16 protein-coding genes are annotated in these 25671 nt (G+C 54.2%); 9 read left to right on the forward strand and 7 right to left on the reverse strand.

Annotated elements, in window-relative coordinates:
* Positions 1-2: 2 nt before the first annotated feature.
* From cas1 to FTO74_RS05815, 6 genes are all read right to left on the reverse strand, one after another.
* The gene (gene cas1, locus FTO74_RS05790; RefSeq protein WP_162537288.1) at positions 3-989 is read right to left on the reverse strand and encodes a type II CRISPR-associated endonuclease Cas1; all 987 of its coding nucleotides are present in this window, start codon (positions 987-989) and stop codon (positions 3-5) included.
* Complete coding sequence (gene cas9, locus FTO74_RS05795; RefSeq protein WP_162537289.1) at positions 982-4230, reverse strand: type II CRISPR RNA-guided endonuclease Cas9; 3249 nt, start codon at positions 4228-4230, stop codon at positions 982-984. Before cas9 ends, cas1 begins: the two co-directional genes overlap by 8 nt.
* Positions 4231-4408: 178 nt before the next feature.
* The gene (locus FTO74_RS05800) at positions 4409-5938 is read right to left on the reverse strand and encodes a DNA methyltransferase (protein ID WP_162537290.1); all 1530 of its coding nucleotides are present in this window, start codon (positions 5936-5938) and stop codon (positions 4409-4411) included.
* A 334-nt stretch (positions 5939-6272) separates the two neighbouring features.
* Positions 6273-7172 (reverse strand): hypothetical protein, encoded by a 900-nt coding sequence (locus FTO74_RS05805; protein WP_162537291.1) that lies wholly within the window; start codon positions 7170-7172, stop codon positions 6273-6275.
* 89 nt (positions 7173-7261) lie between these two features.
* A complete protein-coding gene (locus FTO74_RS19495) occupies positions 7262-8986 on the reverse strand; it encodes an IS630 family transposase (RefSeq protein ID WP_220399086.1) in 1725 nt (574 codons plus the stop codon).
* Positions 8987-9047: 61 nt separating this feature from the next.
* On the reverse strand, positions 9048-9860 hold the full coding sequence (locus FTO74_RS05815) for a PDDEXK nuclease domain-containing protein (RefSeq protein ID WP_162537292.1): 813 nt from the start codon (positions 9858-9860) through the stop codon (positions 9048-9050).
* A 406-nt stretch (positions 9861-10266) separates the two neighbouring features.
* Between FTO74_RS05815 and FTO74_RS05820 the strand changes: the two genes are divergently transcribed.
* The 4 genes from FTO74_RS05820 to FTO74_RS05840 all read left to right on the forward strand — a co-directional run bounded on the left by FTO74_RS05820 (position 10267) and on the right by FTO74_RS05840 (position 15408).
* Positions 10267-12021, forward strand: coding sequence for a hypothetical protein (locus FTO74_RS05820; protein ID WP_162537293.1), 1755 nt, complete (start codon positions 10267-10269; stop codon positions 12019-12021).
* Between the two features lie 254 nt (positions 12022-12275).
* Complete coding sequence (locus FTO74_RS05825) at positions 12276-13451, forward strand: acyltransferase (RefSeq protein ID WP_162537294.1); 1176 nt, start codon at positions 12276-12278, stop codon at positions 13449-13451.
* Positions 13452-13942: 491 nt separating this feature from the next.
* Positions 13943-14497 carry a hypothetical protein gene (locus tag FTO74_RS19660; RefSeq protein ID WP_255462529.1) on the forward strand — a complete coding sequence of 185 codons (555 nt, stop codon included), beginning with the start codon at positions 13943-13945 and terminating at the stop codon, positions 14495-14497.
* Complete coding sequence (locus FTO74_RS05840; protein WP_162537297.1) at positions 14494-15408, forward strand: hypothetical protein; 915 nt, start codon at positions 14494-14496, stop codon at positions 15406-15408. The genes FTO74_RS19660 and FTO74_RS05840 overlap by 4 nt, the downstream gene beginning before the upstream one ends.
* Positions 15409-15720: 312 nt before the next feature.
* On the opposite strand, the gene FTO74_RS05845 is transcribed toward FTO74_RS05840, so the two are convergent.
* Positions 15721-19206: a TonB-dependent receptor gene (locus FTO74_RS05845; protein WP_255462530.1), complete on the reverse strand. Its 3486-nt coding sequence runs from the start codon at positions 19204-19206 to the stop codon at positions 15721-15723.
* 740 nt (positions 19207-19946) lie between these two features.
* On the opposite strand from FTO74_RS05845, the gene FTO74_RS05850 reads away from it, so the two are divergent.
* The 5 genes from FTO74_RS05850 (at position 19947) to FTO74_RS05870 (ending at position 25619) form a co-directional block, all read left to right on the forward strand.
* Positions 19947-20423 (forward strand): rhodanese-like domain-containing protein, encoded by a 477-nt coding sequence (locus FTO74_RS05850; RefSeq protein ID WP_162537299.1) that lies wholly within the window; start codon positions 19947-19949, stop codon positions 20421-20423.
* 9 nt (positions 20424-20432) lie between these two features.
* Complete coding sequence (locus tag FTO74_RS05855; RefSeq protein ID WP_162537300.1) at positions 20433-20927, forward strand: heme-binding protein; 495 nt, start codon at positions 20433-20435, stop codon at positions 20925-20927.
* Positions 20928-21123: 196 nt separating this feature from the next.
* Complete coding sequence (locus tag FTO74_RS05860) at positions 21124-24429, forward strand: carboxypeptidase-like regulatory domain-containing protein (protein ID WP_162537301.1); 3306 nt, start codon at positions 21124-21126, stop codon at positions 24427-24429.
* Positions 24430-24594: 165 nt separating this feature from the next.
* Positions 24595-25092 (forward strand): DUF6644 family protein, encoded by a 498-nt coding sequence (locus FTO74_RS05865; protein ID WP_162537302.1) that lies wholly within the window; start codon positions 24595-24597, stop codon positions 25090-25092.
* Between the two features lie 47 nt (positions 25093-25139).
* Positions 25140-25619, forward strand: a complete 480-nt coding sequence (locus FTO74_RS05870) for a DUF6644 family protein (RefSeq protein WP_162537303.1) — start codon at positions 25140-25142, stop codon at positions 25617-25619.
* Positions 25620-25671 lie beyond the last annotated feature (52 nt).

Raw genomic sequence — 25671 nt, forward strand, 5'->3', positions numbered from 1 at the left:
TTCTAGCCTGCAGCAACCCCGACCCTCATCTCATCTGGTTCCACACGACGAACTCCTCGCCTCATTGTGACTTCCTCTACACAGGGGATGAGCAGGTTTGGTATTTCAGGATCGCGAGTTTCTCCCGCAATGCACTTTGCCAGTGAGTTCGCTGTGCGCAAGACGATATCGAACAGGGATCGTTCTTCTCTGTCGAGAAGATAACGCGAAGTTGTTGCGCCAATCATCCAGATCTTCGTCCTTGAGTCGAACGGTCCTTCTGCATCTTCTTTGGCTATCCATTGGCTCACGCGCCTATCGACGAGCGGGCGGAACGGTTCCATGACATCGGCGGCCAGGCAGAAGGCATCATAGCGGTTCTTGTGCTGAAGGCCGATCGAAGGATGCAGGCCAGCGGCGCAGAGAGCCCTGGCAACTGCCGCCCTCAGTACCGTATAGCCGTAGTCCAGATGGCGGTTCTGATCTGCTTTGTCAGAGCCACGCCGGAATTTGCTGTTGCCGAAGACTAAGCCCCAATACTTACGAGCCGCCTGAGCTTCAAGATTGCCTTGATCTCCGGTGCGAACTCGCGCAGCCATCGCAATGAGTCCGTGGTCGTTGCCATGGAGTTCTTTTAGCAACTCTCCCTGTGCTTTGATCTTTGCGCGGACGATCTGTTGCCAGAGCCGTTTGCGGGTCGGAAGTGTCATTTCCATTTGCTTTGCGAAGCGCTCTGTTTGGATGAAATGACTCTGAACGGGGAGCAGCATGGAGGCTGGCAGAAAATTTCCGTCGATTGTGACAACGGAACCTCCGGCCTCAGCAATACGCGAGAGAACAGCCTGCGATAAGCTGATTTGCGGGTGGGCAAGCAACAGTACGGCGATCTCGCTGACGGGCGTAGTGAAGGGAAGCGTGAGCTGCTCTTCCTTTGAACGCTCGATGACGAGTTGTGCATCGCGGATGCTCAAGCGGGCCGGATTTGCGATCTCAACGATGCGATCAATCATTGGCCGTATGTACCCTTCCGAGAAGATCGACTACTACCTTGCGCGGATTTAACGTCTTTAGCCCATTGGGATTCTTCGACCAGGTCGTTTTATTCTTCTTCTGATCTGCGTCCATCTGGGCGTTGTTGACGCCGGTAAACCAAATCGGTCCAGCAGCATAAAATTTCTTGACGCGGAACACCTCTCTCGCCCCGTTGTAATCCAACTCGACGGTGTCGTCCTTCATCAGAGAAAAGAGAAATTCGGCCTCTGGATTATCCTTCAACTTTCGCGACACAGCGGGCTCGCTTGCGGTTGACTTGGGTCGTCCGCTTCTCTTATCCCATCGCGGGCAGCGCTGATACACATCAGTAACCTGCGCGACTTCGCTCAGCCATTGCTCTTGGCGAGCCTCATTTCTCGCAACAAACAGAGCCACATGATGGATACCACCCGAATCGACAAAACGCTCCCGGTCGCCGTACGCGGCGATCTTGGGATCTTTGACTTGTCGAATTCTGACCTTGCGTATCGGGATGGTGCGTCCATTAGCTGTGGTGAAGCAGGGCAGGTTCTTGGGGTCTTCGAACGCCTTTGGATTCCGACCAAGTTCATCGAACTTTGCTCGAATGAGCGCGAGAATAGCTTTATCAACAATAATGTCGTCTGCCGCGATGTCTGCTGGCTTGAGTTGGCTTAATTCACACCGCATGTGGACCGTGGATTTGCCATTATAAAGATAGGGTCTCGAAAAGTTTGAACCTTTATGAAGTTCGCCGCTGATCTTGTGTTCCGGGCGATGAGAGACAACCATCTGCACGATTTGCTCAGTCAGGTTGCCAATGAAGTCAGGTGTCGTCCAAGGTTCCGGCACGCGCCTCCAGCTCCGAGTTCCGGGTTGCCAAGGCTCAAATGCTGAAGCACTCGCCATGGCTTGAATCACGGATTGTCGAGTCAACGCAATGGTGATTGCATCTACTGCATGGTGTCGGTGATCGGTGCGAGGCTTTCCTCGGGTATCGCCAGGTTCGGGCGATACGATTGCTTGCAGGATTCGTTCGAATCCCCATGAGCGTCGCAGGGTAGCCGTCACGGCTCCGCTGGATGCAAAGATCACCTGTCTATTGTCGTTGTCTGTCTGAACGTCACGCCCACCATAAAGCATGGCCAACAAACGTCCTGCGAGTACGCTTGTGTACCGCGTGTCGTTCATTTGGCGCGCACTGAAGTCTGCAAGCTCCCGCTCGCTCTGCAATTTGAAACGGCTTAATTTTCCAGGGTTAGACCATTTCGTTACTCGCAAGAGAATCTGAGCCCAGACATCCGGGTTATTGCTGTAGGCCTCGAATGGTGTCTGATTGCGTTTGTATTCGCGATTTTCAGGAAGGTAGCACAGAGTCTTATTTTGGAAGGAGTCGTCTGGAAAGCGACTGCGTGGAATGATGTGCTCCACGTCGAACTCGGAGTCTTGAAAGAGTTGCGAGAACGGAATCGAGCGTCCTGTGTATGGGCAGATGCCGCCGCATTCTACAAAGAGCTTTGCCTTTTCCAGATCGGCCCGAGATGGATTAGCCATACCGCATTCGCTCAAAATCTTCGCTGCGATGCCCTTATTGTCGGCCTCGCGCTTTCGGTTTGCCGTCGTGGCCTTGATGCGCTCCTGACGCGGCTTCTTGAGTTCGCGGGCAAGCTCGATCCGAATTTCGTAAGGCTTGCCGTATTCTCGAACGATGGCATTGACGACTTTACGCAGTTCCGTCATCGCTCGTTCTACCGCGGGGTTACGTAGGGTGGGAAGCGCTTCGCGTACAGGTGGAAGTGTGTCATGTACTGCCAATCCCGAGAAGCGACTGCCGTAAATTTCCGTTTCAGCATCCTTGAAGGATCGCCCCGACATCATCAGCGGCATAAGTTTTGAAATTGCTGCCAGTGAAAGTGAGCAGTAATCAGACTGCGGACTCTCCTTAGCCAGGACAGCAGCCGCCTCGGCGTCTAGCCCGAGGTGCTCGATAGCTTCCTGTATGAGCACTTCGTCAGACTCACTGTTGCGCCAGTTCTCAATGATCTGGTTTTGCTTTCCTTCGGTAAACTCATCCCAGAAAACCCCGAATACCTTTCGCATCGACTTCTGTGTCCGGTTTCCGGGAATATCCTTATCTCCGCCCGCTTCCAGATTGAACGCAGTCCCTTTAAGGTCCAAATACTTGCGAATTGCGATAAACGATTGAGTGCCTTCCCGGTCCAGCAACTGATAGAGCTTGCTGCGCTCCTCTTCGGTCAGCTTCCGAGATGTCTGGTTCTTTGTGTCGATCACCACTAAATCATTGATCTTTTGCAGCATTCGAAAACGCTGCGCGGCCATCGTTGCCCACGGAGCCCGCCGTTTCGGGGGATGCTTATCGTCACCGCGCTCCAACTCACAGGTTCCGACCAAATGTTTCTGAGCGGATATGGGGCGCTGGAAGAACAGTAGTTCGTGAACTCTGTCACGCAATTCTTGCCTCAAAAGGGAAGCATGATGTTTTGCCTGCGCATCCCAAATGAGGGCGAGCTCCTGCTCGAACATTTTGCGTGCGGTCCAACGTCGCCGCAATTTCTCCGTATGTGGATCGAGCCCCGCGAAGTATTCTCCGATAGTCCGCGCGCCGGCATCTTGTATCGCCAACTCCAGTGCGTGAATGTCCGCCTTCACCTGGCCAAGATCTTCATTTTCCTTTGCAGTCTTCTTGGTTTCTTTTCGGTTGGACTTGAAGCCGCGCCGCTGGCTTAGGTGGAAGAGCACCCGTCCCAATTCAAAGGGTTCCAAGGCTTGGTCCAGCGCAAGCTTGCGCAGTAGATAGAGAGGCTTCTGAGCAAATGAATCATCGTTTGGCTTGAGAAACTTCAAAGTCAAGGAGCGATCTAACGCATTTAGCAGTTCATGCCGCTGCTCTGAACTTGCCCCAGTTCCGACTGCGTTCGTCGGAAGCAGTCCGGCCTTTTGTAGTTCCTGAAAAAGCTCTCGCTGACGTGCAGCGCGGCGGCGAAGCTGACGCCGGTGGAGTCTTGCGGTGCGCCGTTCGACAGCCTTTGACTGATCTTTGCCTTGTTCGATATCAAGTGCAGTTCCGTCCACGCCGGGCTCGAAGATGCGGACGCCAGCGCGAACCAACGACGTGGGCTCGTTGGCTGGATTGAGGGCAATCAGCGCCCATCCGAGGGACGCAGAACCGAGATCAAGACCCAAGACATATTTCTGCGGTGCTTCCATGGCAGAGGACATCAATTATCACCTTGACGCAAGATTGGGGCCGATGTAGAAGAATAGACAGTGTACTTGAGCGGCGATTGCCCGGCTATTCTTAGTAAGCTTTCGTCGTAAGGCTCCGCTCATCGAGCGCCCTTTGAACGCCCCGGAGACGGGGCGTTCTTACGTAGCACCGAGACCGTATCGAGAGCATTTACTTACGGCGCACGGCTTTGAGACCAGATTGAGCGATGTCTACTTCGCGGACGGAGCCGACTGGCTTTTTGGGTGAGACCATGCGCTCGTGATCCATCTCTATCAGTTCGGAAACTCTCAAGAGTCTTATTTGCTTTCCCGAGCTTGAGTGAAAGCGTCTCACCTCTCGTTCAGCATCTGCCGTGTAGTCGAAGGCGACGAAAAAGCCCAATTCGCGGTTCTCCCGAACAAGAACCGCTTCGAAAGAATCAATATCAGGTCTACCGACCTTTTCTCGTTGTTTGACTTGGATGGGAAACCAGTCATCCATAAACGCGAATGTATCGCCTGCCGCTCTTCCTTTAGGTAGCGAGGTGACAGGAAAAAGGCGACCGTCAATGCCCATATCACCCACCTTGGTTGAGTTGGGAAGACCGCCAATGGCGACCACGGCCCAGTTTTCAAATTCAAATGGTGGCAGCTTGCGAAGCCGCTCCTCGGTCCACGGGAGGTCTCGAACGATAAATCCCCTATGGGCTCTCCATAGGGTTTCTGACTCAGCCAATCCACAATGGTCTCGGAGGCGCTTTGCCATCACTCTGCAGGCGGTTGGAGACACATCAATGCCGATCCACTGTCGTGCCATGGACTGGGCGGCTACGAGGGCAGTTCCGCAGCCGCAGAACGCATCAAGGACGACATCACCTTCGCGCGAAGATATTTCTATGATTCGTTCTAGTAGTTTCAGGGGCTTTTGCGTGGGGTAGCCGATCTTCTCTCTCGCGGCTGCTTGAACAGGTCCAATGTCATCCCAAACTGATCCAAGAGGGACACCCTTGCCTTCGTCAAGGTAACGCTTATAAGCAGGAACTCTACCTGGTGCCGTCTGAATGATGCGTCCCTCTTTATATAACTTGTGCATATTGGCTTCGCTATACCGCCAGTAACGAGTGACCCCAAGGAACTCGTAGTGCGGATTTCCTTTGGAGGGAGCTCCTCCTCCAGGTGCGCCCAAGTCGCCAAGCCGGTAGCGACGCCCGGTTTCTTTTTCGGTATACCGATAGAACTGTTCGACATATTCCGGATCGTAAGGGCGATAGAGATGCTTGAAGTAATAGTCGCGAGACTTGGCATAGACAAAAATTGAGTCATGGACGCGCCCAAGATGTTTCGAACCCTGCTTCGCATCGTTATGGGAAGACTGTCGCTTCCAAATGATCTCGTTTACAAAGCACGTCTCCCCGAAAATCTGATCAAGTAAAACCTTGATGTAGTGGCTTGCGTGCCAGTCGCAGTGATAGTAGAGAGTGCCGGTCGGTTTGAGCACTCGGGCGAGCTCGATGCAGCGAGGACGCATGAAGTCGATATAGGCTTGAGTCGATTCGTGCCGGTCGTCGAACGACCGTTGCTCTCTTTTTTCTTCCCAAAAGACTTCATAGTTGCGGTTTGAATTAAATGGTGGGTCGATGTACACCAAATCAACGCAGGTGTCCGGCAGACGTTGAAGTTGATCTAGGTTGTCACCACAGAAGACAACTTGGGTATCCACCAATGCAGAATGTCGCACCTTCGCCCTCCAAAGATATAGGGCTTGAGGCTAGCAGATGCGAATATTCTTCCGTAATAGCGTGGGAGTCAATAGATAACTCGATATTGACGAATGAATTATCCTGTAGGATCCTTTAGATCGTCATATCGCCGGAGCAAGCGGCTTGGTTCTTAATCAAGACTTAGGGGTAGCGCTGACAAAGCCATCCAAACAGATACAGCAGCCTTCGAATGGGTCAAGGGACATGTCACTCATCCAGATACATTCGCTTCGACAAGTTAGCCGCCATGGCCGCAAATAGATTGCGAGCCAGATAAAAGCGTCGCAAGGAGAGTTAAGATCGTCGAGACTCGAAGACCTCTTGCTTTCGACGGAAGTCTTGGAAGACTGATTCGATTTGATCTGACGTCATGCCCCTTAGAGAATCACAGCCAGTAGCCGCCAAAAGAGCTTTGCGGTAATCACTCTCGGTAAGGTTGAGCTGATTTCGGATGGCATGAATCCCATCCATGTGTCGTTTTCGACTTCGAGTGACGGTTTCTCCTCCACGCCGAGCGTAAAGTTTGGCCTCAAGGTATTGACGTGCCGCAGCCATCTCACCTTGCTTCAGTCTGTCATATGAAGATAAGCGGAAATGACTATTGAACTCGCCATATTCCCGACTGTAGTCCGCCCCGGAAGGTTTTCTGCGCTTCCTAAAAGCACTCTCGTCGCCCAACTTTGTAATCATCTCTCGGAGTTCTTGGCTCTCAACAGCGGAGATCGTTTGCCATTCTTCCGCATCACCGAAACAGGGTTTCTTGCCCTTCGCAAGCCGTTGGATGGCCTTGCGAACCTCAGTCGGGAAGAACGCTGCCTTTACGCTGGCGTGAACCCTGAGAAGCCTTTCAATTTCGGTCTTTCCCCAAATTGCCGCCTTAACCCCTGTCCCGCTGAACGCAGAACTGACCCAATTTGCTTGCCCTGGAGTGGGGTCTTTGGGTAGAACGAGAATCCATTCTTTGAAGGGTGCTCCCGATGCAAGAACTTTTCTTATGTCAGAGACAATCTTGTCTTTCCGTGGAGCGCCCTCTGGGTAATAGAACTGGAAGATGGTTTCGGTCTGTTCGTCGTAACCGTCCATACCGGAATCGGGCGCGGAATACGCCTGAAAGCGCGGATACTGCTCTCTAAGCAGCGATTTGCAAAAGGCCTCGAAGCGTCCACCGTCCCTCAATTCAAGAAGATTGACCATCACTCGCTCCACAGGTTCATCAGAACTATCTCGAAAGGTACGCTGGCACCCAAGCCTCAGTTTGAACGAGCCTCCATCGCCATTGCAACTTAAAGATATTGATACATCGGATCTTTGCAGTTCTGACCCTCAGCGAACGCACTGGGCACCCTCTCCATGCCCCAGATCTTCTTTCCAGCCTTCTCCGGGTGCTCGGAGAAGTGTTTGTTTCTGTCTAAGAAATATCGGTCGATAGCCTCTCGCGCCGCTTCAGCAGATGGGTAGTCACTGTTATGGATGATGGCTCTCGCCATCCCGCTGAAGACTGACTCGATGACATTGAGAAACTGAGCTCCTGCTGGGAGCGGTGCAGTCTTCACGATCGGGCAACCCTCGGCTATGGCTCGCTGGTTGATCTTCTCCAAATGCGTAACCAAGTCCTTCGAGACATGCCACGACGCGGCATCCCATGAGAGATAGATCGTGCTGCAGTTTCGGTACTGGTTTCTCAGCGTATCCGCCATTTTGATCATTTCGGCAGTGTTCTTCTTGCGCGAGTAGAAATGGGTGACTTGGTTTCGCGAGAGCTCAAGAGCGGCGGTCAGGATCATCCAGCCCTTCGATTTCTGCCATTGTGGAACGACGTATTGTTCGCCTGGGGCAACACGTTTCTTTCCTCCCTTCATCTTGATGGCAAAAGGACCATACTCGTCAACCGAGAAGAATGCTTCGTCTGGTTTCAGAACCGACAGAATCTTGGTGATCGCCTCTACCTTGGCTTTGTAGTCGGGGTCATTGCTTGTTAAGACAATTCGAGCATGACGCCATTTGAAACCGGACTCTTTGATGATCGTGCGAATGGATTCAGCGCCCGCAGGATGCTCGCCTTGAGACAAAACCTTTTGCAGGTCGGCAATCGTCCACGTCGTGCGATTCACGCCATGTGCGGAGGGTGGGGAATGCAATAGTGCAAAGACAGCACTCTTTACAGCCTCATCGTTCGATTGCTTATCGCTCCTCGGTTTCCTCGTGAAGAGATTCTGAGTGCCGGTCTCCCGATACGTTCTCCAGTATCGGAAAAGCGAGCCGGTAGAGATTTGGAGGAACGAGCATATCTGATCGCAGTTGATTCCACGGATGTAGCTCATCACGGCGACTGCCCGATTTCGAGTAGAGAGTTTGCCTCTCGTTGCTGCCGTTAGGAAGACTTCCAAGATGGGCAGGGGAATATCGGGAAGTTCGTAGGCCAGAATATTGAGAGGTATCGTGCCTTGCTGTACGTTTCGCATCCATGCAAAGGCTTGGTCCTCCGGTTCGTGGCTCCGTTGAGGACGACGGGACTGACAAAATATCGCGGTGGAGGAGCGCGGAGAAATTGTTTGTCTTATCTCGCATGGCTCCAACAGGACAGTAGGCATAGGGCTCTGCACTTCTAGCGTTCTATAAGAAATGGCAGAATTTTCCCCATGCTCCGCCGAAGCTGCAATAGGGGTTTCCGGCTCACTCTTCTTGGGACGGGTAGGTAGCTTGGCTTCGGGCGTTGCAGGATTGCGGGCCTGACGCACATATTCTTGAACGACATTATAGCAGCCTGTGTATCCGTGCTCCTCGCGGAGTTTTTTGAAGATTTGCATTGCGGATGTTCGCACTCTCTTTGGCAGAGGCGCGTCCTCCCTGACGATCTGGTCGATTACTTCAACCCAAGGCCTCAATGTAGGGCGGACGTTGTGGCTTATCTTCTCGGTCGGCGGTGGGGGCAACTGCTCCGCAAGTTTCTTTACGGCTTCAACGGAAAGAGTGATGTGCAACGCGGTGGGTCTTTGTGGAGCCGTCATACTTACAAGCCGCTGACGAATGTTGAACCGTCGCCCAATGATTCTCCGCATTTGGCACCTCTCAACTTTTGGATTCTTCCCTTGGCTTGGCTTCGATCCGCGCCCGCGCCGTCTCAATCGCTTCGTGCAACTTCGCGTACATCACCTCTGGCGGGGGCAGAATTGTCAGGTATTCGGCGACGTATATGCCAGCCGAGCCCAATTCCAACAATTCCATTTGTTCCGTGTTTTTTCCCGCACAGAGGATGATGCCAAGCGGTGCATTCTCTCCCGCTTCGAGCTCATGTTGGGCCAGCCATCGTAAGTACAACTCCATCTGGCCTTTGTATTCCGGCTTGAATCGTCCCTGCTTCAATTCGACGACAACCAACCGCTTCAATCTGCGGTTGTAGAACAGCAAGTCCATGTAGAAGTCGTCGCCGTCCACCTGGATACGCTTTTGCCGCGCGATGAACGAAAAGCCCGATCCTAACTCCAGCAAAAATGTCTCCAACTCGCGAAGGATAGCGTCTTCAAGATCACGTTCCAAGAAACGGTCCGTCAGTCCGAGGAAGTCGAGTACATATGGGTCTTTTAGCAGCAAGGACGGCGCGACTTGCGGGACGCCCGGCACGTCAAGCGCCTCCGTCAAATGTTCATGGGTGCCCCAAAGCTCGAACTCTCCGGGAGTGGTAACCACGATGACCGCCCGAATCGGCCACGATCTTGGCGGCGGTGGCAGCATGGGTTGGGACAACACTTTTGCCGGGGCGACAACGAAAAAGAGTGCAATGAGTACAGCTATGACCGAACTGCGGCTTGGGCTGACCACGCTTAGCTCCAGGGGTATGTAGGGTGGGTCGGTCTGGTGGTGGTGCAAATCGAGCGCTCTCATAATTCATGAGGGGAGAGAACTTCTTACGTCGCGTCGAGCCCGCGTGAATGCGCCAACTTATTCACATCTAGTGCCAATTGTCGTCGTCATCGTGCATACGATTTTTGTGATTTCCCTGAGAAGAATCGTCACCAGGGTTTCTTCTTCTTGTCACATCTTCTCCATTCTTGGCGCTGTCGATCTAAATATTTGATTCCTCCAAGGAGGCTCCCAAAATAGAGCAGGCAACTAAGATTCGTCGCCTTCATGTAGAAATCCACCATATTCGCTTAAGGTCTTGACCTTTCCATGACAACTTGGGTGCCCGGTTTCGAATAAAGTTCGTTAGGTCCCGCTAACGATACCTCAGGGATACGGGCGAGAACCGTCGCAACCGTCTTCGCTAAGAGACGTGTAGGGGAATACTGTGAAAAGCGAAAATAACTCGGTCTTGGGCCTCCTTCGCGTCGCAAACGACAAAAGACTTGCGGCTGTCCTCACGTTTGTCTTCGCATGTATTTTCACAGTTGCATGCGCAACTTGGCCAGACATCTATGACTTTGCCCGCACGTCTCAGCCTGAGCCACCGCGGCAGCACCTCACATCGCCCGTTCGCCTCTCCGACGACGTCATGATCATCCTCAGAACCGGCTATATTCTGCGTGAGCGAGGTATACCGGCGTTCAACCGGATTGATGTAGCTCAGCCATCGACGTCCTATATCGCTCCGTATCTGTTTGCCGGTTTGTTAGAGTTGCTTCGACCGAATGTCGCTATTGTTTTCTATGCACTGTTAGGCCTCTTTTCTGTCGCGGGTACAGCGACGATCATCGTCTGGTATTCACGCTCCACCACCAACGCATTGCTTCTCGTGTTATTGCTCCTGTCTACCTCGACCAACCTCATGTTCGCTCTCAATGGCTGGGATCACCTTTTTCAGGGATTCTTCCTGGCATTCGCAACCGCCTTGTCCTTGCAGCCCGGAATGACCTCCCGCAGAATGTTGGCCGCATCCTTTCTTCTGGTTCTCGGCACGCTGTGCCGGCCAGACGGCCTCATCCTTTCGCTTGGAATTCTCGCAGTCCTTTACTTAGCCACAAGGTCCCGCCAATTCATCCTCTTCGGAGCAGCCCCGTACATGGTGCTGGTAGGTGCAGCTCTCGCTCTGAATCTCCATCAGTTTGGCCATCTCACACCGACGACCGCGAGACTCAAGTTCGGCGCCGCACCCTCTCTTGGCTACATCCTCAAATACATCGTCGCGAATGGACTCCTCTCTTACAGCGTTCTGACACTCCTGGTGATGTTGACGGTCTTCTACTTCGCCTTCTCAACCACGGTGCCCAGAGCAAAAGGCCTCATCGTTATCAGTTGCTGCCTGGTGACAGCGGCTATCGCGTTGTATAACAGCGACTGGCTAGGCGGTGCGCGAATGATTTGGTCGCCAGTATGCGTACTGGCAGTCCTGATCGCCGTTTCATCCCCCGCGTTGTTCTCCTCATCCAAACGTCGGCTGGTAGAACTGCTGGACATCGCCCCGATGTACCTGCGTCAACCTTCCGCTTCGCCCTCTCAGCACACAACGGCGGGGTTTCGCGCGTTCCTCGCCTTCATGACGGTAGTCGTCCTGGGCAGCTTGGCTTCTCTTATTGCGCAACGCCACAAGAGCGCTGTCGTCACACAGAATTCGTTCTATGAGTCGCTGACCGCACAACAATTTTTCATTTCGCAATGGATTGCAAGCAATCTGACGCCCGGGGACGGCTCCATCGGATTCTTTCATCTTGGGGTCAGCTACGATCTGCCTCGATTTGAAATTGCTGACTTCAATGGGCTGGCGGATGAATCGATCGCGACGCTCAAAACCAATCCCGGCGGAATGCCTGGGCACAACAAATGGAACGTCAGCAAAACCCTGGACAAGTGGAATCCGCAAGCGATCGTTCCAGGCGGTCCAATCGACCCCACTCGCCCGGAGACAAGAGCGAATTCCCTAACCCATGCTCCCTATCTTTTATCCAATAGCAAAATAACGGGGGAGTACGCCTACTGCTATGTGCCGGATTCTGCGGTCGGTATGCCGGACAAATGGGGCTTCTACCTTCGCAAAGACATCGCAACGCGTCACCTGGATCAACTGAAATGTCCAACGGAACAAGGGAAAAGACAACTTGAGTGGTGAATAGTCACGATGGATGGAAGCAGGACACCGAAGTGGGTCAACTGACCGGATAGGAGCTCGAACACGCGAACGCTATCAGACAGGAGCGATCCCGCTGGGAGAGACGAAGCTGCTGGCTTTTTACTGCAACTATGCGGATGGCAGCGTAGTCAGCTACGCCGACCATCATCCGCCGGAACTCAAGTTGCAATGTGTGCCGCATCCCTCGCGGCTTTAGCTAAAGCCGAACCAATATTGCTCTGAAGGATCTCTCATTGAGCCGCACCGTACTATCTGATACAAAGAAGAGCTATCCACTGACTTCGGTGCGTTTCTTTGCCTCATTCCTGGTGCTGTTCCATCATTCGGTGGTGCTTCTGCCCGGCTTCGACAATCGGCGCGCTCATCATGCCCCGCCCCCGCACGACTTCCTCGGCATCCTTTCGTTTTCCTTTTCGATCTCCGTCAGCTTTTTTTTTCTGCTCTCTGGATACGTGCTGAGCTTTGTATACCTGCATACGGGGCAGGTCATCGACAAAGGAAAATTTTTCGCCGCCCGGTTCGCACGCCTTTACCCGCTCTACATCGTCATTCTGATACTCGACACGCCAAAGCTTTTCTTCACCGAACTACATCGGCATGGCGTGTCGATCGGCCTCACAAAGACGGCGGAAATCTTTGCTGCCAATGTACTGCTGCTGCATGCCTGGAATCCTCTTCGGCTTAACCAGATCAACCTTCCCAGTTGGTCTCTCTGCGGCGAAGTCTTCTTTTACCTGTGCTTCCCGCTCCTCGGCGTTTGGCTGTGGAAGTTGCACGGAAGACGGCTTTGGCTAATGATGCTGGTTGTGTATCTCGGGGGCCAGGCACTCTTCCTGACGGCACTACACCATCTCAATCCAATCACGGCATTCTGTTGGCCGGTGTTACATCTCTCCACATTCATGCTCGGGATACTGCTTGCCCGCTGGCAGTCGCTGCAGCAAACGCGACAGGATAAGCCGACCGTGCGCGTGCTTTGGGCCAATACAGTACTTGCGCTATCGTTTGGCGGACTGATTCTGAGCATATGGCTGTCCCCTTTTATGCACATCCCTGGACTTTATAACAATGGATTCCTGGCCCCCCTATTCGCCGGAATCATCTGGGGGCTCTCCGCGGTCTCCACGCCGTTGTCGCGATGGTTATGCGGAAAATGGCTGGTGGCGCTGGGCAATTCCAGCTACTCCCTCTACCTCATTCACATGTCGATCCTCGCCATTTTCCTGCATTTTCAGTGGACGGCCCTGTGGTCGTATCCGGTCTATCTTGCCCTCTGCATAGGCCTGGGTTTGTTGAGTTTCCATTACTTCGAAACGCCGATCCGCTTGTCGCTGGTGGAATGGTTTCGCAGGCGTTCCGCAAAAGCGACAAGCCGGACCACGACCCTGCAGGCAGCCGATCTTCCGTAAATTCCGCGTGAGACATAGTTTCCCCTGTCCGAAGGCGTATCGAACGGTTCTCTCCGCTGTATCGCTACGGTACGATCATCGACAATCTAGAGCCAGAGTGGCTGTTGCGGTTCGGGCTTGAACTTCTGGGAGTAAGGGGTGTATCCAAGCAAGCCATCGCCAAACTGATCCGCCGGAATCGCTTATCGGCTCGTGAAATTGGCGGTTGTATGCTGGTGCGGCGCTCGGAGGAAGAGGCATTTGTTCCGATGCCAATCGGGCGGCCGCGCAAGAAAGCCGCGCTCAAAAAGCAAGCCGTTCCGAAGGAACAGACGGATTGAGTCGCCGGTAGAGGGGTAGCTTTCCGCTCAAAGAGAGTCCGGGAATCGCATCAGGTCTTTATGGTTGAGTCACGCTCATCAATTCAACTGCACACGTAGTGTTAGATCGTGAGATTTCTCTTCCCGGCATAAAGAGGTTGGCACTCCACAACTGAGGGGCTTGGCTAGAACTTGGATTGCCCGCAACAAAAAAATCCCCGCCATGAAGGTGGGGAAACGCTGGAAGTTTCGGCTCAGTTCGCTGAATCTGTGGCTGGAAAACGAGTTAAACTCAGCTACACCCAACCGTTCCGTGCTGACTGGACAGGAGCAGCGGTCTTGAAGTTCACACGGCAACGTTTTCAGCGAGGTACCCTGCGCAAGGTTGCGCGGGCCAACAATAAATGGGCCTGGGAGTACCGTTACCAGGACCTTCTAATAGGTAAACGGCAATCTATGTTCCTGAGCACAGAAAAGTCCCCCACGCAGGTCGCGGTCGAGCGGCATCTGGAGGTTTTCGTGCTCAAACTCAACTCCGAAAACCCGACCCTCGCCATCTTGGAGACGACGTTCGCCGCTATTCTGGATCGCTTCATCGAGGAGGAGCGTCTGCTTGAAATCAAGCAGCGGCGCCCCGGTGATCGGTGTGTGAGTGAAGGTGAACTAAGCTATTCGACGGTCGTTTCGTACCTGAGCGTCATCAAGCGTGTCCGGGAGAAGTGGGGAGCCCCCGCATCACCCGGATGAAGCCGCTCAGAGTACAGGACTGGCTGAAGAAGATGGATGCCGCACCGAAGACGAAGGGCCACGTCAAGGCCATCATGCATCGTTTGTATGAAAAGGCCATGCTGTGGGAGATCGTCGAGTGGCAGCGGAATCCGATGGAGTTAGTCGAGGTCAAGGGCATCAGCAAGCGGCAGAAGAAGCCGACTGTGCTGACCGTCGAGCAGTACTACCTGATTCTCGATCTGCTGCCGCAACCTTACCGGACGATGGTGGTTGTGGCGCAGTGTGCCGGCCTCCGGGCGGAAGAGGTTCTGGCGCTCGAATGGCAGGACATCGACTTCGAGAGCCTGAGCATGAGGGTGGTCCGGGCAGTCGTTCACGGCCGGGTCGAGACAGTGAAGACCGAATACTCGGAGGACGAGCTTCCGCTCGATCCCGGCTTTGCGGAGATCCTTCTGACCTGGAAACGCCAGTTGAGAGCGGAGCGCGAAGCGAAAAACGGTGTTTCAACCCCATTGGAGGGGTTGGACCTCGTCTTCCCAAGCACCGCCACCGGATGGCATTTCCATACCGGCCCGGCGCAGCAGGACTATATTCGTCCGGCTGGCTGCTGCCTTGTGGCGTGCCCCAGGTGCGGCGCAGGGGAGGGGATCTGGTGCATTCAGGATGGGCCTACGCCCAACGGCAGGCGGCTACCGCTCCATGAGGAGCGGTGGGAGGCTGCTGGAAAGTACGGCAGCGTGGGGTGGCATATCTTCCGCCACACCTACCGTTCCTGGCTGGACGACACGGGGGCGCCTGTCGGGGTGCAGCAGAAGCTGATGCGCCATGCCCAGGTCGCGACCACAATGAATGTCTACGGAAATGCCTTGATGGACGCCAAACGGGAGGCGAACAGCAAGGTCGTCAGAAAGGCACTTAGGAGTTCATAGCCATGCAAAGAATCCTGCAAACGCACCAGAAACCCCCACGGCAAATTGTGAGTGCTGTTATTTGGGGTTATCTGGGGTTGGCCTATCGGCTAAATGGTTGCGGGGGTAGGATTTGAACCTACGACCTTTGGGTTATGAGCCCACGTATTTCAGGGGCGGTGGCGTGTAGATGTCTGGAACGTGGCTAATGCATAAGAATTAGCGGTTTTAAGACTATGGTGGAGTATCTCGATCTGATCTCCACGGCAAGCGGTAATGTCGAACAACAAGGGGAGTTCGCTTCCCGCACAAATCTTTGCTGGATGAGATCTGCTAGAACGCGAACTTAGCTGCCAGTTGAATCAACCGTGGGGAAGCTGCGCTAACGATGTGGCCGAAGTTTGCGGTGTCCTCTACCTGTCCGTTGACAGAGGATGGTCCATAGAACTGTGTATGGTTGAAGGCGTTGAAGCTCTCAAAGCGGAGGTCGAGGTCTTTGCTGTTGGAGAAACGAAGGCTCTTCTCAAGCGCAAGATCAAAGTTCTCGATGCCGGGGCCATAGAACATGCGACGCCTGGAGTTGCCAAGTCGCCCGATGGCTTCTTCTGGAAAGATTGCCGTGCTGAAGGCTGGCTTGCGGTTGTGGCCATTGGTGTTGATATGGAGCGGTCCCGGAAGCAGTTGAGGCGTGTCGAGCAGGTAGTTGTTTGCGCCATTGCCTAGCGTGCCGAGCAGCGAGTTGTCGGAGTTGTAGAAGAGCGTCACGGGAAATCCAGTGGCGAAGCGCGTTGTGCCGGAGAGGCTCCAGCCGCTCGTCAGAAGGACCGGGCCTCTGTGAGAAGGCGTGATGCGGTCGAAGGGGAGTGGAAGAGTATAGCCCCCAACGAAGTCATGCCTTAGGTCCCATGCGGAGATAGTGCGGCTCTGGCGTGCGTCGATGGGGTTTAGCTGTTCGCCGAGGTTCGAGCCCTGGTCGATTGATTTGGCGTAGGTATAGCTGAGCAACCACTGCGAGCCGTGGCGATGGTAACGCAGAGTTGCCTCCAGCGCGTTGTAGTTGGAGTTGGCGATGGAGCGGTCCGCAGTGTTTTCACCATAGTTGGAGCCCTGGCCGACGCGCGTGCCTTGCACGGTCCGGCCAGTTGCGGTGGTGTAGGTGGCGTCTTCGCCGAAGGGGCCGCAGCCCACGGAGGCGAGGCTGAGGCAGAGCGCGGGGTCGCCTGGATTGGCGGAGATCAGCGCCAGCTCGCGATGTCCCTGGTTGCCCACGTAACTGACGGTCAGCAGCGCTGCGCTGCCAAGCTGGCGCTGCACCGAGAGCATGTAGTTGTCGATGTAGGCGGGCCGGTTGCGGCGATCGAAGAATGGATCTGCCGAGAGAGGCACGAAGTTAGACCAGTCGACCGCGTTATCCGGGTGGGATGCGGAGACGGAGTGCGAGGGGAAGGGAAAGGGGAAGCGCTGGCCGTTGTCGTAGCCGGTGGCGGCGGTGATGAAGGGGCTGGCCAGAAGCGGCGGACCGGGGCTGAGGTAGTTGTAGCCGAAGGGCGGAACGGAGTACATGATGCCCGCGGCAAGGCCCGGGAAGGCGGTGTAGAAGAGGCCGTAGCTGGCGCGAATGCTGCTTTGTCCTCTGTCGCCAAAGAGCCAACGGCCCAGCTTGCTCTCGAAGCCAGGAGTATAGGCCACGCCGAGCCGGGGAGCGAAGCTCTTGTAGTTCGTCGGCGCGATCGTACGCGGAATGCCGGGGTCTCCTGCGACGAGCAGACCAGAGGGTGCGCCAGGATAGAGCGTCGACTGCGCACCTGCAACCCAGGTCTGAATCTGGTTATCCTTCTCCCACCAGGGCATGATGATATCCCAGCGCAGGCCCGCATTGACAGTGAGCGAGTTGGAGACGCGCCAGGTATCCTGCGCGTACAGACCCAGGTAGCGATTGCGCAGATAGAAGGGCTGGCCGGAGGATTGGGTGTAGTTGCTCGCCGTGCCCAGCAGGAAGTCGGCATAGGGAGAACCGGTCTCGGTGCCGTTGATGTTGAAGGTGCCGTTGAAGGTCGCGTTGGGCTGCTCGTTCACCTGGTCGAAATGGAACTGCGCACCGAGCTTGAAGGTGTGTGTGCGCACTGCGATGGAGATGCCGTCGCTCGCATAGAAGGTGTTGTTGACCTGGGTAAGGTTGGTGATGGGAACGCCCATGACGAAGGTGGGGAAGGTGATGTTCTCTACGCCTTCGAACTGCGGAGCCTGTACGTAGATGCCGTCGCTGCCGGTGGAGAAGCCCTGCGAGGCCACGCTGACGCCAAGACCGCCGTTCGGTTGGCCGATGACGTTAGCGTTGCGCAGGTAGCCGAGGTGTAGCTCGTTGACGATGTCTGGCCCGATGACCTTGGTGTCGCCAAGCGAAAACAACTGCGCACGGCCGTAATAGAGCGCATCGAAGCCAGGAATGCTGGCCCCGGCCACGGAGCCGGGATAGGGATTGTCGAGTGCGTAGTCGTCGACGAAGTAGTAGGCGGAGAGCTGGCCCATGCCGTTGTTCGCGTCAATGCGGAGAGCGCCCTTATCATCGCGCACGGTCTGCGCATGGGTCGAGGTAGAGAACTGACTGGAGCCGGCGTTCGGTGACGGGATGTACTGAAGCAGGTGCTTCGCAGGCTCGGACCATGCACCCTGCGGGATCGTCCCTTGAGGAAATACGTTGGCATACGGTTCGCCCGCAGTGACCGTGTAGCCTAGCTTCTGCGTGAGCAACCAGGCAAAGTACGGCCCACTGACGCTGCCTGTGAGGCTTGCCGGATCGAAGGCGCCACCGCGCTCGGCCAGCGTCGGCACGGAGATGTTGCCAGTGGAGATGCCCTGCGTGGTACGTGTGCCTTGGTAGTCGGCAAAGAAGTAAGCATGGCCGCGCAGGATTGGTCCGCCGAGTGTGCCGCCGAACTGATTCTGCCTGAAGACCGACCGCGTTGGATCGAAGTAGCCTCTGGCGTCGAGCGCGGTGTTGCGGAAGAACTCGAACGCGTTGCCGTGCCAGCGGTCGCTGCCGGACCGAGTGATGACGGTAACCATGCCGCCGTTGTAGTTGCCGTACTCGGGGTCGAAGTTGTTGGTGAGAACGCGGAACTGCTCGATGGAGTCTAGGTTAGGGATGATGGAGGTACCGCCATTCATGTGCTCCTGTACATCGATTCCATCGACCATAAAGCCGTTGGAGGACTCGCGCTGTCCGTCGATGGAGAGGTTGCCCGGATTGGCATCTCCAGAGGGAGAGATGCTTCCCGTGACGCCGGCCATAATGACGGAGCTGGCAACCAGCGTGGAGATGGGAACAACGCCGGGTTGGATCGAAAGCAGGTCGGTATAACTGCGGCCATTGAGAGGAAGCGCCGTCATCTGCGCTGCCGAGACGACCTCGCCCAGGTGAGTGGCTGTGGTTTCAACCTGCATGGTGCCATCGCCTGATACCGTGATGGCCTCGGCTTGTTGCCTAAGATGGAGGCCCACATCGATACGTAGAGCCGAGTCGCCGTCTACGGCAAGATGGAGTCGTCTCTCCGCTGCAAAACCGGGCGCTGTCACGGTAAGCGTGTATTGCCCCACGGGCAGGTTGGGAAAGATGTAACGCCCTTGAGTGCCGGTAAGTGTGCGGTAGGTTGTCTGCTGCGCATCGTTGACGAGGAGAATAATAGCCTGCCTGATTGCGGCTCCGGAAGGGTCTGCGACTGTCCCTGAGATGCTGCCGCCTGTAGCTGCGTGCGCGAAGAACGAAGCGGAGAGCAGCAAGAAGAGCGATAACACGATGCGTTGCGTAGAAATAAACACAACACGCCGAATAAACTTTGGGAAGTACACGAATAACCTCACAGAACGTATGCCTGCTTCGTAGCATGTGTGCGGCGACATTTGCAGAGCTGGCTAATGAATGTGGAGAACCGGTATGGGGCTGAGCGTTCTAGCGCAGGAAGGAGCAGCAGACACAACAGAACGATACCGACAAATAGTTCTTGCACATAGAACGGACAACTACCGGCATCGCTGCAAAGCGGGCAGAGTCAACGTTCGAGATGGCATTTGTTCCGGTCATCCACGCAAGTATAACCTGACGTGTGCCCCATAAATTCAGCACAAGAGCGAGTAACAAAGATATGAGATATCAGAGAAACTATCTAAAAAACAGCAATTAATTCTCTTGACAAATAACCATAACCTCATTAGGTTAGGTCCATGCCTATCCATCCACACACCAATTGTTGTTGCCATCTGAACAGCTACCGTTCATGGCGACCGATGGTGTGTGCGACCTACTAGCTTCTGCTGCGATCTTAGATTCGCAACAAAAGAAAGGCCCGCTTGCCCTATCTCTAGGAGCCGGGCCTTTTTCCTGCGAAAAAGCTGGAAATTTCCCGAACTTACATCGGAACATGAGTGCTCGGTCCTAAGTGGCGCGTTGTGGCAGGTCTACGTTTGTTTCTTGTAGACACTCTGCCTGCGATAAGGTCCGACCTCTCTCGTGTGTAAGGCTCCTCTGGTTATTGTTTTCAACCCGGAGAGGAAAGAAGAAAATGTTGAAAAAACTTGTAGTTATCGCCATGTTGTCTACAGTTGCTTTTGCGCAAGAAACGGCAAAGCCTGCGCAGGGAGCTAACACACCAGCCTCGACCCATGCAAAGAAGCTAACAAATGCCGAGTTCGACGCCTATCTCGCGCATCCAGAGAAAGTGCTGCTTCTGGATGTTCGCCGGCCTGACGAAGTGTCCACAATTGGAGGATTTCCCGTGTACTTGAGTATTCAGATCAAGGATCTGAAGGACCATCTCAAGGAGATTCCGAAGGACCGCGAGATTATTACCGTCTCCAACCACGCTGCCCGAGCGGCAGTGGCTGCCGACCTGTTGGATAACGCCGGCTTCAAGGTGCTCGGAGCAGTGGGAGCCGACACATACCAGCAGGAGGGGGGCAAACTCGCAGTGAAGATCCCCGTTCCTCCAGCTCGTCCTGCTGGCGAAACCGCACATACCGCCGATACGGCAGCTAAATAAGAGAGAGCAATGAAAAACCTTAATCTCACCTACGTAGCCTCCGCGCTGGTTTTTTTCGCCGGTGCGATAGATTGCAAGGCTCAGACACTTGTAACTCAGAAGGCTCTCTCTGTCGACGCAGCCCTGGCAGTGGCGCATGGAGCCCTCGATAAGTGCCACACGGATGGATATCGGGTAAGCTTGACAGTCTTGGATAATAGCGGACTAGTCAAGCTTCAGGTGCGTGGGGATGGAACCGGTCCCCACACGCTTGAACACAGCCGCCGCAAGGCCTACACGGCTTTGACCTTCAAGCGCACCTCGGGAGAGACGGCAAGGGCTTGGGCGGCAGCTACGACACCACCGCCTGCGATTGAGGGAACAGTGGGCGCACAGGGCGGTGTGCCTATCAAGGCTGGAAACGAAGTCATTGGTTCGATTGGGGTAAGTGGTGCACCGGGTGGAGAGAAAGATGAAGCATGTGCCGTCGCGGGAATTGCAAAGATTGCAGACTTGTTGAAGTGAGTCGAACCTACTTCAACCACTGAGTCGACGCGCAGATCTAGTTCGGTATTTCTTAATTTCTGCAAGTTATTTTTTGACCGCGCAGAAGACGAGATGCCGTCATAGCAAAGCTGCGCTCAATTTCCAATAGATGATTGCGCATGCGCCGTCATCCCCGCAGCAAGCCCAAGTATGGATGGGTGTCGGGAGAAGTTCGATGTGGAATAAGAACATGCTGTTTGTACCCGCGATCATCGTGTTTGCGGTTCGTATGTCGGCCCAGGTTGCAACCGATGCAGTGATCACGGGGACCGTGACCGATTCGGCACAGCGCGCTATGGAAGGCGCGTTCGTTGAGGTTCGGAATATCTCCACTGGAGTGATTGCGATTTCCAAAACAAATAACCACGGCGAGTACCGAACGCCGCCATTAAAGATTGGCGAGTATACGGTCGACATTCAGAGTCCGGGGTTTCGGCACTATCTGGAGGAGGGAGTTCATCTGGATATCGGCTCTGTCCGGCAGATCAATGCTTCGCTCACGCCGGGCGATGTAAGTGAAACGGTCGAAGTAAAGGCTACTACGGAAGAGTTGTTGCAGAGATCGGACTCTACGGTAGGTACCGTTATCACCACACAACAAATACAGGAGCTTCCACTCAATGGCGGAAGCAGTGGTCGCGATTATCTGCAACTGGCGACGCTTTCGGCAGGAACGACTCCGGGCAGCTCCAGCGGCGGCATCAGTATCGGAGGTCAGGCAGGCTCCCAGGCTGCTTTTCTGCTGGATGGCATCGACAATAACAATCAGCAGATTCTCACCAGTCACTCAGGGCAAAAGGAGATTATCAAACCTTCGGTCGATGCAATCAGCGAGTTCAAAGTAGTAACAACGAGCTATGCGGCCGAGTATGGCAGGTCGTCCTCGGGTGTCGTCAGCGTGGACCTGAAGTCCGGTTCAAACACAATTCACGGCAGTGGCTTCGAATTTATTCGCAATGACGCAGTAGATGCCCTCCCCGATTTTTCAGCAACAAAGTTACCCTTCAAGTACAACGATTTTGGAGGCACGCTCGGCGGACCTATTAAGAAGGATCGTGCCTTTGTCTTTGGAGACGTCGAGTTTTTTCGGCTGCGAACGGCCACAACGACCTATGGGCTCGTTCCTACCGATGCGCAGAAAGGCGGTCAATTCACAACGGCCATCTACGATCCTGCAGCCGGATATACCCTCTCCGGCTCCACAGTTACGCGAACGACGGCATTTTCTGGAGATCAGATTCCTGCGGACCGCATTGACCCAATCGCAAAGAGCTTGCTCCAGTACTATCCCAAGCCGCTTGGCTCCTTCGCAGGAGGAAATAACTATTACTACAACCAGAATGGCAGTACCAATAACTATCGATGGGATATACGTGTCGATGAGGTCTTGACTGGAAAGCAGAGCATCTTCGGACGCTATAGCTCCGAGCAAAAACAAGGGGCTGTTTCTGCCTCGCTTCCGCCGCTAGACGGACAGTATTATGCGGGTGCCGGTGCTCAAGTTGTTAACGCACAAGCTTTTGTCCTTGGCTACAACACGTCGCTCTCGGCAAATGCGTTAGGTTCCATACGGGTAGGGTGGAACAGTCTCAAGTGGACCGGTGCATTTCCTAAGCAGAGTCTGACTGGCGTGGGCATACCCGGCGTTGCAACCACTGCTCCGGGATTTTCAGAGATCACCATGACAAACTTTGCCACGATCGGAACCAGCAATGTTCCCAATGCCGACGACAGTCAAAACCGCGAGATTGCTGTGGTGCTCATTTGGACGAGGGGGCTGCATACGCTGCAATTTGGCTGGCAGGAGTACTGGCTCCAGACCAACTTCAACAGCTCGCAGCTGACCAGCGGCATCTTCGATTTCAACGGACAGTACACGTCGAAGTCACCGACATCGACCCCCGGAAACGACCAGCGTTTCGCAGACTTTCTTTTGGGGCTTACGGATAAGAAACAGCTTTCCAGTCCATCCATCCTCAACTTTCGTTCTTTTTACAGCCACTTCTATGTGCAGGACGATTGGAGGGTCAGCCACAGTCTGACATTGAACCTGGGCATTCGCTATGAGCTTAGTCCTCCGGCTGTAAGTAAGTTCAACGCATTAGCCAACTTCGATGAAGATAGCAATCCGGGCAATCCACAGCTGGTCTACGCTGGGCAGTTTGGCAACAGCCGCGCCCAGCGTGCATTGCAAAATGTCAGTTACACCAATATCGCACCGCGAATAGGATTTGCCTTTAGCCCAAGCAACAGCAAGACAGTACTGCGTGGCGGCTATGGGATCTTCTACTCCAACGCCATCACCATTGGCGGTATGCAATCGATGGAGAATAATCCTCCCGTCAATCAACTGCGGCTAGCTACCTCCCCAAGTGCCTATATTCCCAGCCAATTTCAATACCTGAAAACTGGTTTCGCCCCGAACGCGCTCTCGCTGACCAACGCCAATGGTGCTACAGGTGTCTCCTTGGTTTCTTTTGATCGTCATGCAGTGATCCCGACCGACCAGGCATGGAATCTCAACGTGCAGAGGGCCTTGCCCTACGGGATCGTGGCAGAGGTCGGTTACTACGGAAACAAGTTCGACCATAACTGGTGGCAGGTCGATGGCAACCCCGCGCCTGCAACCCCGACAGCTCTCCTTCCAGCAGCGGGCATCAATGCGAACCGTCTCTATAAGACGACAACGATCCCTAACGTCGCGGGTACTCCAACGATCGGTCTGGGGACAGTGAGTCGCGTCTGGAAAGAGGGATGGAGTCAATATAACGCTCTGCAGGCGAAGGCGGAAAAACGTTATGCAAAGGGAGTTACCTTCATTGCTTCCTATGCCTATTCCAAGACGATTGGTGTGGGAGACACAACAGATTTTCAGGATCCGGGAAATATCCTGGCCGAGCGGTCCGTCGTGAACACCGATATGCGCCACCACTTTGTGGGCAGCGCTGTATATCCGTTGCCGTTTGGACGCGGCCAACTGCTGGGCAACGGTTGGAATCGTTGGTTAGATGGTGTCCTGGGCGGTTGGAGCATCAGCCCAATCATCACCGCCAGTTCTGGACAGCCGTTGAATCTGACCGAATCGAAGAATCCATCGAACAGTGGTGGTACTGCGGACAGGCCGAATCTAGTTGGCGATCCCAGGGCCAGTATCAATACGAATGGAGTGGCTACCCGTACTCCGGGGCAATGGTTCAATACCAGTGCCTTTGCAGTCCAAGCCTCCGGCACCTACGGCAATGCCCCCCGCAATGTCATTACGGGACCTGGAACATTGAACCTGGATGCAGGCGTTCATAAAACGCTGATCATTCATGAGGGTCTTCAGGCGCAACTACGGCTGGAATCCTTCAATGTGACGAACAGTCCTCACTATGGCACACCTGCTTTGAACGTTCAGTCACCGACGACTCTTGGAACGATTACTACAGTTACAGGAAACCCACGGCAGAATCAGCTAGGAATCAAAATCCTCTTCTAGATAAAGCGTTTTGGAGCATTAAAAGCAAACTGTGAGATGTAACTCAAGGGGCGACAATATCTCGCGCAAACCAGTCAGCATTTACTACGAGCTCGCTTCTAGCTGTCGGTAATTCCATGTATAAATTATTCCCACAATAGTCAGCTAATAATGGAAAGTAGATCGATGCCAAGTTTACTGCACCTCTGCGAATGGATTTACGCCACGCATCTTTCGACGTCGATACGCCAATCGCCTTACTCATTTCCGGCGATCGAGGCGGTACACACACTTGGCATTACGGCGGTTGTCGGCACGATTGCCATCCTTGACCTCAGGTTATTGGGGTTGATCATGAAGCGTGAACCAGTCTCTCGCATCGCGCGACAGGTGCTTCCATGGACCTGGGCTGGATTCGCTGTGATGTTCGTGACGGGGTTGTTACTCTCGATTGCAGAGGCCGCAACAAACTATTTCAATTGGGCCTTTCGCATCAAAATGGTTCTGCTGCTATTGGTCGGTATCAATCCGCTGATCTTTCATCTGACCATCTTTCGGAAGGTCAATACCTGGGATATTGCCAATGTAACTCCACTGCGTGCCAGGTTAGCGGCGATTAGTTCGCTGGTTCTATGGGCCAGCATTATTGTCTTCGGTCGCCTGATCGCTTACGTCAACACTTAGCTCTTGATAAGAAGCCGCCTTACATAACGGAGAAGGGTAATATTCTTATGTTTTTAGTCAGCTTCAACCATTGGTTGTCACGGACTCATATCGGCATTCTTATGCGCGATTCAACCTATGCATTTCCGGTTGTAGAGATCGTTCATCTGCTTGCCCTGGCGATCTTCGGCGGCGGTATTCTGCTGGTTGACTTGCGATTTCTCAATCTTGGTTTCAGAACACAGTCAGCTTCCACGGTAGCCCGGGAGCTTCTTCCGGTCACGGCCGGAGGAGTATTGGCAATGTCGATCTCTGGCTTGCTGATGTATGCCGGAGGTCCTCTGCGTTACTGTCACAACCCCGCATTTCAATTGAAGATGACGCTCTTTGTGGTTGCATTGATTGTTCACTTCGGGCTCCAGATTTCGGTATCCCGCAGTGTCTCAGACAAAGAAGAGCCTGTGAAGATGCAGAAAGTTGGTGCCGTGGTGTCGTTACTGCTCTGGCTATCGATTGGATTTGCTGGTCGCGCCATCGGCTATGTGTAGCGAAGACTTCAGAGGTAGATTCTGTCGACTTAGTCGTTGCGTAGTATGACTA

It is taken from the genome of Granulicella sp. WH15, from assembly GCF_009914315.1.
In the GTDB taxonomy this organism is placed as follows: domain Bacteria; phylum Acidobacteriota; class Terriglobia; order Terriglobales; family Acidobacteriaceae; genus Edaphobacter.